Source organism: Subtercola boreus, from assembly GCF_003399635.1.
Lineage (GTDB): Bacteria > Actinomycetota > Actinomycetes > Actinomycetales > Microbacteriaceae > Subtercola > Subtercola boreus_B.
This window is the reverse complement of sequence record NZ_NBXB01000036.1, coordinates 1-12,376: the sequence shown is the minus strand read 5'-3', so window position 1 is coordinate 12,376 and position 12,376 is coordinate 1. Positions and strand designations below refer to the sequence as shown.

The 12,376-nt window shown below is 66.4% G+C and carries 12 protein-coding genes and 1 pseudogene; 3 read left to right on the top strand and 10 right to left on the bottom strand.

Annotated elements, in window-relative coordinates; all coding sequences use genetic code 11:
- Positions 1-22: 22 nt before the first annotated feature.
- The 3 genes from B7R22_RS13965 to B7R22_RS13955 all read right to left on the bottom strand — a co-directional run bounded on the left by B7R22_RS13965 (position 23) and on the right by B7R22_RS13955 (position 3,117).
- Positions 23-607 (bottom strand): universal stress protein, encoded by a 585-nt coding sequence (locus tag B7R22_RS13965; protein ID WP_116412320.1) that lies wholly within the window; start codon positions 605-607, stop codon positions 23-25.
- A gap of 159 nt (positions 608-766) precedes the next feature.
- A complete protein-coding gene (locus tag B7R22_RS13960) occupies positions 767-1,423 on the bottom strand; it encodes a response regulator (protein ID WP_116412319.1) in 657 nt (218 codons plus the stop codon).
- The gene (locus B7R22_RS13955) at positions 1,420-3,117 is read right to left on the bottom strand and encodes a GAF domain-containing sensor histidine kinase (RefSeq protein ID WP_253259085.1); all 1,698 of its coding nucleotides are present in this window, start codon (positions 3,115-3,117) and stop codon (positions 1,420-1,422) included. The genes B7R22_RS13960 and B7R22_RS13955 overlap by 4 nt, the downstream gene beginning before the upstream one ends.
- A 215-nt stretch (positions 3,118-3,332) precedes the next feature.
- Between B7R22_RS13955 and B7R22_RS13950 the strand changes: the two genes are divergently transcribed.
- Complete coding sequence (locus tag B7R22_RS13950) at positions 3,333-4,274, top strand: universal stress protein (protein ID WP_172582411.1); 942 nt, start codon at positions 3,333-3,335, stop codon at positions 4,272-4,274.
- A 100-nt stretch (positions 4,275-4,374) separates the two neighbouring features.
- Here B7R22_RS13950 and B7R22_RS13945 read toward each other — a convergent pair whose 3' ends face one another.
- The 5 genes from B7R22_RS13945 to B7R22_RS13925 form a co-directional block, all read right to left on the bottom strand.
- A complete protein-coding gene (locus B7R22_RS13945; RefSeq protein ID WP_116412317.1) occupies positions 4,375-4,710 on the bottom strand; it encodes a hypothetical protein in 336 nt (111 codons plus the stop codon).
- On the bottom strand, positions 4,707-5,342 hold the full coding sequence (locus B7R22_RS13940; protein WP_116412316.1) for a hypothetical protein: 636 nt from the start codon (positions 5,340-5,342) through the stop codon (positions 4,707-4,709). Before B7R22_RS13940 ends, B7R22_RS13945 begins: the two co-directional genes overlap by 4 nt.
- The gene (locus tag B7R22_RS13935; protein ID WP_116412315.1) at positions 5,339-5,899 is read right to left on the bottom strand and encodes an RNA polymerase sigma factor; all 561 of its coding nucleotides are present in this window, start codon (positions 5,897-5,899) and stop codon (positions 5,339-5,341) included. Before B7R22_RS13935 ends, B7R22_RS13940 begins: the two co-directional genes overlap by 4 nt.
- Before the next feature lie 181 nt (positions 5,900-6,080).
- Entirely contained in the window at positions 6,081-6,848 is a 768-nt protein-coding gene (locus B7R22_RS13930) for a mechanosensitive ion channel family protein (RefSeq protein ID WP_116412314.1), read from the bottom strand.
- Between the two features lie 55 nt (positions 6,849-6,903).
- Positions 6,904-7,701, bottom strand: coding sequence for a DUF2382 domain-containing protein (locus B7R22_RS13925; RefSeq protein ID WP_116412313.1), 798 nt, complete (start codon positions 7,699-7,701; stop codon positions 6,904-6,906).
- Between the two features lie 379 nt (positions 7,702-8,080).
- Here B7R22_RS13925 and cofG point away from each other — a divergent pair, with 379 nt between their 5' ends.
- Complete coding sequence (gene cofG / locus B7R22_RS13920) at positions 8,081-10,471, top strand: 7,8-didemethyl-8-hydroxy-5-deazariboflavin synthase CofG (protein WP_116412312.1); 2,391 nt, start codon at positions 8,081-8,083, stop codon at positions 10,469-10,471.
- On the top strand, positions 10,461-11,957 hold the full coding sequence (locus tag B7R22_RS13915) for a flavin-containing monooxygenase (RefSeq protein ID WP_116412311.1): 1,497 nt from the start codon (positions 10,461-10,463) through the stop codon (positions 11,955-11,957). Before cofG ends, B7R22_RS13915 begins: the two co-directional genes overlap by 11 nt.
- Before the next feature lie 8 nt (positions 11,958-11,965).
- Here the strand turns inward: B7R22_RS13915 and B7R22_RS13910 are convergent, their stop codons facing one another.
- Together B7R22_RS13910 and B7R22_RS13905 are read right to left on the bottom strand one after the other, a co-directional pair.
- A complete protein-coding gene (locus B7R22_RS13910; RefSeq protein WP_116412310.1) occupies positions 11,966-12,178 on the bottom strand; it encodes a hypothetical protein in 213 nt (70 codons plus the stop codon).
- Between the two features lie 71 nt (positions 12,179-12,249).
- Positions 12,250-12,376: pseudogene (locus B7R22_RS13905) on the bottom strand (IS5/IS1182 family transposase); the annotation flags it as partial.

Below are 12,376 nucleotides of genomic sequence, written 5' to 3'. Positions count from 1 at the left end.
GTAGATGCGGGGGATGGCGGACTCAGGCGTCGTCGTCGTGCATGACGAGGACGGGGCAGTGGGCGTGTTCTGCGCACGCGGTGCTGACGGAGCCGAGGAGGAGGCCGGCGAAACCGCCGTGACCGCGGCTACCGACCACAAGCATTTCGGCGCCCTTGCTCAGTTCGATGAGCACTGCGGCGGCGTTCCCCTGTCTGACAACGGGGGTGAACCACTCCGGCGCGGTGCCCTCGAACGCGTCTTCCACCGTTGTGTTCATGATCTGTAACGCGTCGGTCTCGGGTGACCAGTCGGTGAAGTTGTAGCCCCCGTATCCGTTGGGGATCTGCCAGGCGACAACCCCCTGCACGGCCGAATGCGACCCGGCCGCGAGGGTGACCGCTTTCCGGAGTGCCGCCAGGGATGATGTGGAGCCGTCGAGTCCGACGACGATGCGGGTGGTCCGGACGAGGTTGGCTTGTTTGTCGAAGGCGATGGCGGTGTTGTCTTCGTCGGTCGTGACGCCGGTGCCGTCGACGCCGAAGCGGGATACCCCTCCGTCGGGTTCTTCTTCACCGATCGGGGGAACCGTTCGGTCATGCGTGTCGGATGCCGTTGGGAATGTCATGGTGTCAGATTCGCACCGGTCGAAGACCCTCAAACAGGGTCTTTGGTCACAACCCTCAGAACGAAACCGGCACCGCCGGGATTCCGCACGCCTGATGCGGGATTCATTCGTCGTGATCGCCGAACGGCTCGTGACCGTGAGCCCCGAGTTGATCGACTTCTACACCCGGTCCTCGATATTGAGGGTGCCCGCCGGCCGGGACTCGAGGTGAAGGATCGCGGCCTGGGTGCGGCGTTGCAGTCCGAGTTTGCTGAGCAGCCCTGAGACGTAGTTCTTCACCGTCTTCTCCGCCAAAGACAGCTTTGCGCCGATTTCTCGGTTCGTCAGCCCGTCAGCGATCAGGGGAAGGATCTGCTTCTCGCGCGCGGTGAGGGTTTCGAGTCGGCTGTCACCGGTGGGCGCCACGATCCGTTCGACCACTTTCCGCATCAGCAACGGGTCAAGAAGCTGCCGTCCAGCGGCGACCTTCCGGAGTGTCTCCACGAGGCCGCTGCCTCGGACGTCTTTCAGAACGTAACCGGCAGCACCGGCGAGCACGGCGGCGTCGATGGCGTCATCGTCGTCGTAGGCGGTGAGAATCAGGCAGCGAATAGTCGGGCTCGCCGATCTGACGTCCCGGCAGAGGTCGATTCCGCTGCCATCCGGCAGCCGGACGTCGAGAAGGACAACGTCGGGCTGGGTCGCTGCAATACGTACTTCAGCCTGGTGAACAGTACCGGCTTCACCGACGATCTCGATGTCGTCTTCGAGCCCGAGCAGGCCAGCGATGCCGCGGCGCACCAACTCGTGGTCATCGACGAGGAAAACACGGATCACAGCGATAGTCCATCCTGTGCGTCGGGCGAGAGGGAATAGGGCACACTCCACCGCACGGTGGTGCCGGTTTCTGAGGAATGGAACTCTGACGTTCCGCCCCGGAGGGCGGCTCGCTTTTCGATGTTCGCCAGCCCACTGCGGCGCGAGGTCGTCCCCGTGCCGTGTCCGTCGTCGGTGACCTCGAGGATGATCCGACCGTCTGACGCCGTAAGGGAGACGGAGGAATGTTCCGCGGAGGCGTGCCTTGCGGTGTTCGTCAGGGTTTCTCGCATCACCGCGGCGACGTCACCGGCGAGATCGCCCGTGACGAGCAGGTCGACGGGGCCGGAGAAACTGACATACGGGGTGGTGGTGAGGCTCGGGGCGAGCTCGTTGACGATGTCGATGATCGAATGCCGGATCGTGTTCCGGGACTTCTCGACCGGCGCCGAGAGAGCGAAGATCACCGTTCGGATCTGCGAGATGCTCCCGTCGAGGTTCGCGACTGCGTGCCCGATCCGCTCGGCGAGCTGGTCGTTCTGCACCCGGCCGGCGATGCTCTGCAGCTCGAGGCCTGTGCCGAAGATCTCTTGTATGACATGGTCGTGGAGGTCCCGGGCGATGCGGCCGCGGTCTTCGAGGAGGGCCAGTTTCTGCCGGTCGCCGCGTGCCCGGCCGAGTTGCATCGCGACGCTCGCCTGACCGGCGAAGTCGGCTGCCATCTCGAGGTCTGCTGCGGTAAAGAACTGGGCACCCTGGGCACGGGCGAGGAACAGCACGCCCTCAGCGGTACCTGCCGATATCAGCGGTACCGCCATGACAGGTCCGAGTTTCACTTTGCCGGGGAGGGCGATGTCGCTGTCGTCGAGGAGGCGGGGCTGCTTTCCCTCAAGCACAGTGCCGGAGACGGACTGGGCGGCTGATACCCGGGCGCCCTGCAGGTCGGACTCGCGGAGTCCTGACGCGGTTTCCACAACGAGAGTCCCGGGCTCGTCTGTCGGAAGCAGAACACACACCAAGTCTGCTCCCGATAGACCGAGGACGCGATTGACGATCAGCGAGATCGAGTCATGACGCTCACCCGACAGCAACGCAGAGGTGATCTCCGCGGACGCCGCAGACCACGCCTGACGCCTTTTCGTCTCGGCGAACAGTCGGGCGTTTTCGATAGCAATTCCCGCAGTCGCTGCCAGAGCGGTGACGAGTTGTTCATCTTCGTCAGTGAACAGCCCGTTGGCCTGATTGCTGAGGTAGAGGTTGCCGTAGACCTCATTACGGACCCGGACCGGCACCCCGAGGAAACTGTCCATCGGGGGGTGACCGGGAGGGAACCCCGAGGATCTCGGGTCATTGCCGATCTTGTCCAACCGGATCGGGTGCGGGGCATCGATCAGCGCACCAAGGAGTCCCTTCCCCTCGGGGAGGTGTCCGATAGTGCTTACCTCGTCGGCGGCCATCCCGACATGGATGAATTGATCCAGCCCGCCAGAGGGTGCGATGACGCCGAGTGCACCGTACTGCGCGCCCACCAGTTCCACAGCCGCTTCGACGATTCGGCGGAGCACGGTGGGTAGGTCGAGCTGTTCGACGACCGCCCGGTTCGCTTTCAGAAGCGCCCGGAGTCGGCTCTCCGTCGTCATGACATCGTGGGCGGCATCCACCAGCCCGACGAGTGCAACATCGAGGTCACCGCGATGCTGATCAGGGAAAGTCATCGGCTGATCATCATTCATCCAAGACACCCCGGACTCGTATCCCACGGAGTGCAGCTTCTTGACCGATCACAGTGTGCTCCTTCGGGTGTGCGGAAATGGACCGCTGCCGCATGGTCTGGAGCAACGGGGCAAGGCTACGCCCAGTCACCGTGTCACGCACAGGATCGGGACTTTCGACCCTGCCCTGCTCACGCGCTCACTGTCAGCATGTCCTCATGAGCAGGATCGCGAACACGTTCAACAACCACCCCACGGACTCGATTGTGGTCGGGGTCGATGGTTCTTCACCGAGCCGGGCTGCGGTCCGGTGGAGCATGCACCGGGCTGCCGTTGCCGGGTGCAGTGTTGTTCTCGCGCACATTGTGGAGGACTCACTGACCGTTCCCTCTGAGCACATCGAAGCTGAAACCCAGCAGACCGGCCGCGCGTTCCTTCAGGCAGAGCTCGACTTCGCGCATCTCATCGAACACCTTGTACCGGTGACCGCGCTGCTGCTCCAGGGAGATCCTCTCGAGCAGCTCGCTGCCGCATCAGAGCACATGGTCATGGTCGCCATCGGCACACACAAAACGGGCTTCGTTCAGGGTCGTGTTTTCGGGTCGAAGTTCATCCAACTCGCCGCACGCGCATCAAGCCCGGTCGCGTTCATCCCCAACTCCTCCACCAGGCGACGAGGCGGTGTCGTCGTCGGGGTGGGCGACGCCGTCGAAGGGCAAGAATCGATCCGGTTCGCCGCCGCAGAAGCCGCACGGGACGGCCACGAACTCACGATCGTGCACTGCTGGGAAGCCCCGCGAACCCCCACGCTCCAGACGTCGGACGAACAGTCCGAAGCTGCACAGTTCGCGGCGCTGCTGTCCGAAACTGTCCTCGCCGACGCGCAGGCCATCGCTCGGCAGGCGCAACCAGAACTGACGATACGAACCAGAAGCGTGCACCGGCCCGCGGCGGAAGGCCTCATTGACGTGTCCGCTGCCGCATCCCTGCTCATCATTTGCCGCTCCCACCGGAACGCAAGCCTCCCCGGAACGGTCGGCTCAACGGTCCACGACGTCCTTCTGAACCTCGGCGGCCCCACCGTCGTGATCCACGACACCCTCCCCATCCGGCACCGCACCTTCGCTCACAAAATGCGCGACACCGTGGCACCTCACTGACCACACAGAGCGCAAAGCGCATCGCGGGAGACGCCGCACGAACAGACCGGAATCGCCTGCGCACCCGCCTCGACACCGTCTGACCTCGCTCTCGGAATGGCTATCCAACACGGCCGACTTGAACTCGGACGGTCGTGGGGGGTGTGAGGTTCTGGTCAGTGAAGTAGTCCCGAAGTGCATCGTGGGCGCGTCTACAGATCATGGTGGCCGGTTCGTCAGCGGCCACCCCGATGCATGCAACAACGGTGAGCTCGTCAGCATCGCCGCTGACCGTGACAAGGTGCATGCCGACGGGGTCGTTCCGCACAGCTTCGACGACGGCGCCGACAAGAGACGGCAGCAGCGACTTCGTGGCGTACACGGTATGCACACCATCGACGTTTCGAAGAAGCCGGGTCAGTCGGGTCGGGAGGTCGTCTTCGGTGTCGTCGTTCATCGTGGTACCAGGTTCCCGTCGTCGTCGAGGTCTTCGTCGGTGATGTCGCTGTCGTGCACCCGCACGGTCACCCTTGCTACGACAAGATCGGTGTGTTCCCGAACGGTCGCGATGACGCGTTCCCGGAAAGAAGGAACAATGCGGGCGTCGTTGGTGGTAGCGAACGTGGAGACGACCACATGCACTTCGACCGGCGCGCCTGGCGTTGTCAGGTCCCCGTCCAGGCTCGTGCGCTCAACGAGCAGCCCGTCGGTTTCGTCTCCTGCCTCACGGACGAGGGCCCGGACGGCGCCTTCTGTGATGGAGAGTTCGGCGCCTGCGACGTCGTAGGGGATGGGGATGTCGCGGCCGGCGTGGGCCTGGACACCGATCTGGTCCAGGATCCTGGTGATCCAGTTCTCGTGTTTCGGTGTGAAGTACTCAGCGTCCGCATTCACGATGCGTGGGGCCACTGTGCGGAGTCGGCTGAGAGCAGCGAGAGCGTGTTGCGCGGCGGCCGAGCCTTCAATGTCGGAGTTCCTTGGCTGTCGGCCGTGGTCGAGATAGTCACTGAGCGCGTCCACGGTGAAACCGTCGAGGTTGTCGTCATCAAGCGGCGACGGCTGTACTGGCTCGGGGGTGAGGTTTGTCATCGCCAGGCCTCCATCTCGCGGACGAGTGTTTTTCGGCTGCGTACGAGGAGACCGCGGACGGTACTCACGGGTAGCCCGAGCTGTTCAGAAATCTCGGTATAACCGTAGCCCGCGATCTCGCGGAGCACCCAGCATCTCCGCTGATCCTCGGGAAGGGAGGAGAGTACGAGGGACAGGGCCTCGTCGAGCGAGGAAGCGGATGCGACATCCTCTGGGCCGTCGGCGTGATCGTGGAAGTCATGGTCGTCGATCGAATCGTGCTCACGACCCGCCCTGAGCCGGTCGATGCTCTTGCGGGTGACGATCGTCGTGAGCCACGACCGGACAACGGCAGGGTTTTCAAGATCGGGGAGTTCCTGCCACGCCGTCACGAACGTGTCCTGCACGACATCGTCTGCGTCAGCGGGACGAACGATTCGGGCCGCATAGGCGCGGAGAAGCGGGCCGTACCTGCGCATCAGAACCTCGAACGCGCGAATGTCACCGTCCGCCGCGCGACTCGCGACGGTACGGTCGTCCGCGTCGCTGAGCGAATCCCGCCCGGGCAGTGAAACCATCACAGACTCTTTCCCCAGCGGCGCAGGCCGGCCCTGGTGCAGCGCAGACCGCTGGACACGATGGAGCATATCCGCGCGATCACGCAGCGGATAGGTACCTTGACAGGCCTGATGTTTCGCATCCGGCCGAGATGCTGCCCCCGCTGGTATCAGCGAGGGCAGCATCGGAATCGAATTGAGGTCAGTTGCTGCGACGGGTGGTGGCGGCAGGGTTGGTGGCATTGCGCGCCTTCTCGGCTGCCTGCTTGGCCTGCTCCTCGATGCTCGGAGCGCTCTGCACCTGCTGTTGCACCTTCGGCGCCTCGGCCTCGGCCGTGTGCAGCCACGACTCCCAGCGTGCCTGCATCGGCTTGATGAGGCCGCCGCCGGCACCGACGATGATGACTCCGGCGATGATCGCGAGAACGGCAATCAGGATCGGTGTCGTGACGGTGTCGGCAATGCCGACCTGGTTGAGTGCGGCGGTGACGCCGAGGAACAGGATGAAGATGCTGGCGATGTTCGCAAGAAGCTTGCCGTATGACAGGCCGCCGAGGGTGCCCTGAATCAGGGTCTTCACGGCGGCAGCGATTGCTGCGGCGATGATGACGATGATGATCGCGACGAGGATCTTCGGAACGTAGCTGATGATCGCCGCGAGCAGGTCGCTGATCGGGTTGGGCCCGAACACGCCGAACGCGAACTGCAGCACGAACAGCACGAGTGCGTAGTAGACGATCTTTGCGACGATGTCGGAGGCGTCGAACTTCGAACGCTCCAGGGCCTTCTTGATGCCGCCTCGTTCCACGGCCCGGTCGAAACCGACCCGTGTCAGAAGCTTGCTGAGCGCTTTCTGGATGACCTTCGCGACGATGAGGCCGACGATAAGGATGACGAGGGCGAGGAGGAGAAGCGGGACGAATGCAATGACGGCAGCGAGGCCGTTCTGCAGGGTTGCGGGGAAATCCACCGGAGGTGCCTTTCGAAAGAGGGTGAGTAGGTGAGGGGTGTCGTCTTGGTGCTACTTAGTTGCGGTTGTCAGTTGCCGTGTTGGCGGGCTCGACGATCTCGATCTCTTCGTGGCCCACTTCTTCGGTGACCTGCTGCTGCTCGGTGACCGTCTCCGTGCCGAGAGCGACGCGCTCGACAGGAACGGTCTCCTTATTCACGACGACATGCTCTTCGGTGAGGACGACCTCGTGCTCTTCTTCACTGAGGTCAGGGCCTGCGGTGGCGTTGCCCATGTTGGCCTCGGTGATCGGCTCACGGGTGAGGGTGACCTCTTCGTGGCTGACGGGTACGGTCACGGTCTGCATCTCGGTGACGACGTGCTTCCGCAGACGGGCTCGGCCGGCTTCGACCTTCTCGGTACCGACGTGAAGCTGTTCCTCGGAGCGGGTCATCGCGTCATCCGTCGTGGGGCCCGAGGTGTCGTATCCGACCTGGGTGTTCACGTCGAGGTCACCCCGAACTGGTGCGTCGGCGAAGTTGGCACCGGCCCCGGCGGTGGAGCCGCCGGCCCCGTAGTAGGCGTAGAGGGCGTCTTCCTCGTCCTGGCTGAGGCTTCCGTCGTCGGCGATGCGAGGGGCGTCCTTCACGAACGCTTTGTCGAACGGCAGACGGAGGTCGTTGCCGTCGAAGGTTGCACTCTCCAGCGGCGCAAAGCTTTCGCCGGTTCCGAAGAGTCCGGTCTTGATGGTCACCCAGAGCGGTGACTGGGTGTCGGTGTCGACGTACACCTGGCCGACAGAGCCGATCTTGTCACCGTCGGTGCCGTAGACGGTGGCACCGGCGAGGTCGCCTGTGTTGTTGGTGTCGATCATTGTTGTTCTCTTTTCCTCCCAGGCGGACGCCCGGGAAACCAGGGGGTGGGTCAAGCGGCGACAGCGGTGATGACGCTGCCGATGGTCAGGGTGATACTTGATGGGCGAACTCCGTCGTCGTTCTGTCACACAACCCCGGAGGGGATTGACGCCCGAACGGTCGTGCCATAGTGTCTCCGGGCGGAGACGCCCCTCCGCTGAATGTCGAGAGCATCCTGGATGGCGCCCACACCGTGGCGCACTACCGAAGACGTACTTCGCTACCTGCGCCCGGGCGCCTGGCGGAACGCACCCCGCAGCGAGCTGGCGGCGGAACTCCGCGACGGAGAGAGGGGCCCGCCCGCTTCGGGAAAGCCCGGGGGAGCTAGCATTGAGCGAGATGTCAACCTCCTCCGCCCCACCCGCATCCGCCCCGTCGATCGAGCAGTCACTCGCACTCAGCGCGTTGGGGGGAACGCTCAGCGCGGAGGCGGCCGAGGCCCTGCTGCACGCGCGCGGCGCCGAGCTCGACGCACTGCTCGCCGAGGCTGGCCGGCTGCGCGATCTCGGGCTCGAGCGCGCGGGCCGCCCCGGCGTCATCACGTACTCCCGCAAGGTCTTCATCCCGCTCACCCATCTCTGCCAGGACCGCTGCCACTACTGCGTCTTCGTGCAGTCGCCGGGCAAGCTGGAGCGGGCCGGGATCGCGCCCTTCCTCTCGGCCGACGATGTGCTCGAGATCGCCCGGCAGGGCGCGGCGCTCGGCTGCAAGGAGGCCCTGTTCACGCTCGGCGACCGCCCCGAGAATCGCTGGGCCGCGGCGCGCGACTGGCTGGACGAGCACGGCTACGAGTCGACGATCGACTACGTGCGGGCGATGTCGCAGCTGGTGCTGGAGGAGACCGGGTTGCTGCCTCACCTGAACCCGGGCGTCATGACGTACGCCGAGCTGGAGTCGCTGAAGGCCGTCGCCCCGTCGATGGGCATGATGCTCGAGACCACCGCGACGAGGCTCTGGACCGACAAGGGGGAGGCGCACTTCGGGTCGCCCGACAAGGATCCGGCGGTGCGCCTGCGGGTGCTCGACGACGCCGGCCTCCTGAAGATCCCGTTCACGACCGGGGTTCTGTTCGGCATCGGGGAGAACACCGCCGAACGAGTCGATGCGATGTTCCAGATCCGGGCATCCGCGGAGCTCCACGGGCACGTGCAGGAGACCATCGTGCAGAACTTCCGCGCGAAGGACTCGACGGCGATGATGTCGACGGGCGACCTGGCGACCGACGAGTACGCGGCGGCCGTCGCTGTGACACGGCTGGTCCTCGGCCCGGATGCCCGGCTGCAGGCCCCGCCGAACCTCACCGATGCGGCCGAACTGGCGCTGCTCATCCGCGCCGGCATCGACGACTGGGGCGGAGTGAGCCCGCTCACGCCCGACCACGTGAACCCCGAGCGGCCGTGGCCGCAGATCGACGAGCTCGCGAGGCTGACGGCGGCGGGCGGCTACACGCTGCGGGAGCGGCTGACAGCGCATCCGCACTACATCCGCGAGGGCGCGCCCTGGATCGACGATGCCGTGCTGCCGGCCGTGCGCGCCCTCGCCGATTCGCAGGGCCTTGCGCGTGAGGAGGGTGTGCCGGTGGTGCCGCCGGCGACCGCGACGCGCTCGCGCTCCGCCCGCGCATTGCCGTTCCCCGCGCCTCACGCGGCGGTGCGTTCGGTGGTGTCACTCGCACTCGAGCGGGCGGAACGATCACCCGGCACGCTCAGCGACAGCGACTACGCAGCGCTCCTCCGGGCATCGGGCGCCGAGCTCGACGCGCTCACGGGCCTGGCCGACGACCTCCGCCGTGCCCGCTTCGGGGACACCCTGTCGTTCGTGGTGAACCGCAACCTCGACTCGTCGCTCGTGCGGGCGGGAGCTGACGGAACATCCCCGACCCTGGGTCTCGACGACTTCGCCGACCTGGCCGACGAGGCACGGATGCTCGGGGCGACCGAGATCTGCATGCAGGGTGCCGCGCATCCGGAGCTCGGACCGTCGGCGTACGTCGACCTCGTACGCGCGGTGAAGGCGCGGCAGCCCTCTCTTCACCTGCATGCCTTCCGGCCCGCGGAACTCGCCGACGGGGCGGCCCGCGCGGGTCTCACGTTGCCCGACTTCCTCGCCGCGATCGCCGACGCCGGGGTCGATTCCGTGCCCGGAACCGGTGCCCGCATCCTCGACGACACCGTGCGTGAGACCATGACGGGCGGCCGGGACCTCAGCGTCGCCGCGTGGCTCGGCATCGTCGAGGCGGCCCACCGCGCGGGCCTCCGGTCGACCGCCACCATGATCTACGGCCACATCGAGACCGCGCCGCAGATCGTCGCGCACCTCCGAACGCTCATCGCGCTGCAGGAACAGACCGGCGGTTTCAGCGAGTTCATTCCGATGCCGTTCATGCCGGCCGAGCATCCATTCATGCCTCCGCACCTCGCCGGCCGCGGGCCGAACCTCCGGCGGTCCCGCGCCGTGCACGCGGTCAGCAGGCTGATGCTCGACGACCACATTCCGCACCTCCAGTCGGCGTGGACGAAGCTCGGCCCGGCCGGCGCCCGCGTTGTTCTCGGAGGCGGCGCCGACGACCTCGGCGGAATCCTGCTCGACGGTTCGCTCCGACCGGATGCCGGAGCCGAGTCGGGCCGCCAGCTCACGCTCGACGAGGTGGCCGGTTTCGCCCGCGACCTCGGCCGGAGCGCCTGGCAGCGCTCGACGCTCTACGCCCCGATCGTGCCCGATGCGGGCTGACGGCCCCGCTTCTGCGACTGCGACCGAGCCCGCCCCTGAACGCGTCGACGTGTTCATCCTCGGGGCCGGCTTCGCGGGCCTCGGCCTGGGCATCCGGCTCGCCCGCGAGGGAGCGCACACGTTCGTCATCGCCGAGCGGTCCGACAGCGTGGGCGGAACCTGGCGCGACAACACCTACCCCGGTGTCGCCTGCGACATCCCCTCGCACCTCTACTCGTTCTCGTTCCGCCAGAAGCCCGACTGGTCGTCGGTGTTCGCCCCGGGGCCCGAGATCCGCGCCTATCTCGAGGAGTGTGCGCGCGAGGAGGGACTGCTGCCGCACCTCCGTCTCGGCTCCGAGCTCCTGCGGGCGGAGTGGGACGAGACCGACAGTCGGTGGTCGATCACCACGACCATCGGCCGGTACTCCGCCCGCGCTCTCGTCACCGCGGCCGGCCGACTCTCCGAACCGCGGATCCCCGCCACCCCGGGCCTCGACACCTTCGACGGCCCGCACTTCCACACCAGTCGGTGGAACCACGACGTCGACCTGCGGGGCAGGCGCGTCGGCATCACCGGCACCGGGGCATCCGCCGTGCAGGTGCTGCCCGCGCTCGCAGCCGAGGCCTCGGAGGTCGTCGTCTTCCAACGGAGCGCCCCCTACGTGGTGCCGCGGGGCGACCGCCGTTACTCCGACGCCGAGAAGACCCGCCTTGCGAGCGACCCGCAGCTGCTCGACGACTCCCGCAACACGATCTTCTGGAAGGCCGAGCAGACGTTCCCCAGCCGTCTCGGCCGGCAACCCGACCTCAGCGCCCAGCGAGATCTCTGGCAGAACCACCTCGACGACCAGGTCGACGACCCGGCCCTCCGCGAGGCGCTGACGCCCGACTACGAGATCGGCTGCAAACGCGTACTGCTCTCCGACGACTACTACCCGGCGCTCGCGCTCCCCACTGTGCACCTCGAGAAATCGGCGCTCGTCTCCCTCGACGGCTCCCGAGCGACTGCCGCCAGTGGCCGCACCCACGACCTCGATGTGCTCATCTTCGCGACCGGATTCCACTCCACCCGCCAGCCCTACGCCGAACGGATCGCAGGGCGCCGCGGCGAACTCCTCAGCGAGCACTGGGCCGACGGCATGACCGCCTACGCCTCCACCGTCGTGCACGGCTTTCCGAATCTGTTCATCATCGACGGCCCGAACGCCAGCCTCGGCCACAACTCGGCGATCCACATGATCGAGACCCAGCTCGAGTACGTTCTCGGTGCGCTGGCGCACCTGGCCGGGCATCCGGATGCCGCACTCGACGTCAGCGCCGAGGCCGAAGCCTCCTACACCGCCGACATCGACGCGGCCGCAGCTCCGACGGTCTGGCTCACCGGGGGTTGCCGCAGTTGGTACGTCGACGACCGCAGTCACCGCCTGACGCTGCTCTGGCCGGGCTACGCACACACATTCCGCGAGAGGAACGGCCGGTTCGAGGCGCGGCCGTTCGGGGTCTGACCGGTCTGTCAGCGCGCTTCCTGCCGCGGCACGACCACCCGGTTCACGATGATGAGGCCGGCCGCCGCGACGGGAACGGCCACGAGGGCGCCGAGGATTCCACCGAGGGCGGCCCCGCCGATCGCCGAGACGATGACGAGGATGAGGGCGCCGACGAACGCGACAAGGGCGAGGAGGGCCGGGGCGGGGCTGCCGACGGCCGAGGTGACGGCGAAGGTCACGACCGCGTTGGCGAGGGCGAGCAGAACCTGGCCGCCGACGTAGCGCCCGACGGACTGGAAGATCTCCTCAGCTAGGGCGTGTCTCCTAATTCCTTGACCCAGATCGTGATTGCTCTGAGCACGGCGCCTCCGCGGTAGGTGAGGGCGAGTTTGTCGTAGCGGGTGGCGAGGCCACGCCATTGTTTGAAGGTGTTGAAG

What these genes read in the sequence shown, in the direction of transcription:
- B7R22_RS13950 (WP_172582411.1), top strand. Translation starts at nt 3,333, where the DNA reads ATGAGCAGGATCGCGAACACGTTCAACAACCACCCCACGGACTCGATT.
- B7R22_RS13915 (WP_116412311.1), top strand. Translation starts at nt 10,461, where the DNA reads ATGCGGGCTGACGGCCCCGCTTCTGCGACTGCGACCGAGCCCGCCCCT.
- B7R22_RS13945 (WP_116412317.1), bottom strand. Translation starts at nt 4,710, where the DNA reads ATGAACGACGACACCGAAGACGACCTCCCGACCCGACTGACCCGGCTT.
- B7R22_RS13965 (WP_116412320.1), bottom strand. Translation starts at nt 607, where the DNA reads ATGACATTCCCAACGGCATCCGACACGCATGACCGAACGGTTCCCCCG.
- B7R22_RS13925 (WP_116412313.1), bottom strand. Translation starts at nt 7,701, where the DNA reads ATGATCGACACCAACAACACAGGCGACCTCGCCGGTGCCACCGTCTAC.
- B7R22_RS13940 (WP_116412316.1), bottom strand. Translation starts at nt 5,342, where the DNA reads ATGACAAACCTCACCCCCGAGCCAGTACAGCCGTCGCCGCTTGATGAC.
- B7R22_RS13935 (WP_116412315.1), bottom strand. Translation starts at nt 5,899, where the DNA reads ATGGTTTCACTGCCCGGGCGGGATTCGCTCAGCGACGCGGACGACCGT.
- B7R22_RS13955 (WP_253259085.1), bottom strand. Translation starts at nt 3,117, where the DNA reads ATGACTTTCCCTGATCAGCATCGCGGTGACCTCGATGTTGCACTCGTC.
- cofG (WP_116412312.1), top strand. Translation starts at nt 8,081, where the DNA reads ATGTCAACCTCCTCCGCCCCACCCGCATCCGCCCCGTCGATCGAGCAG.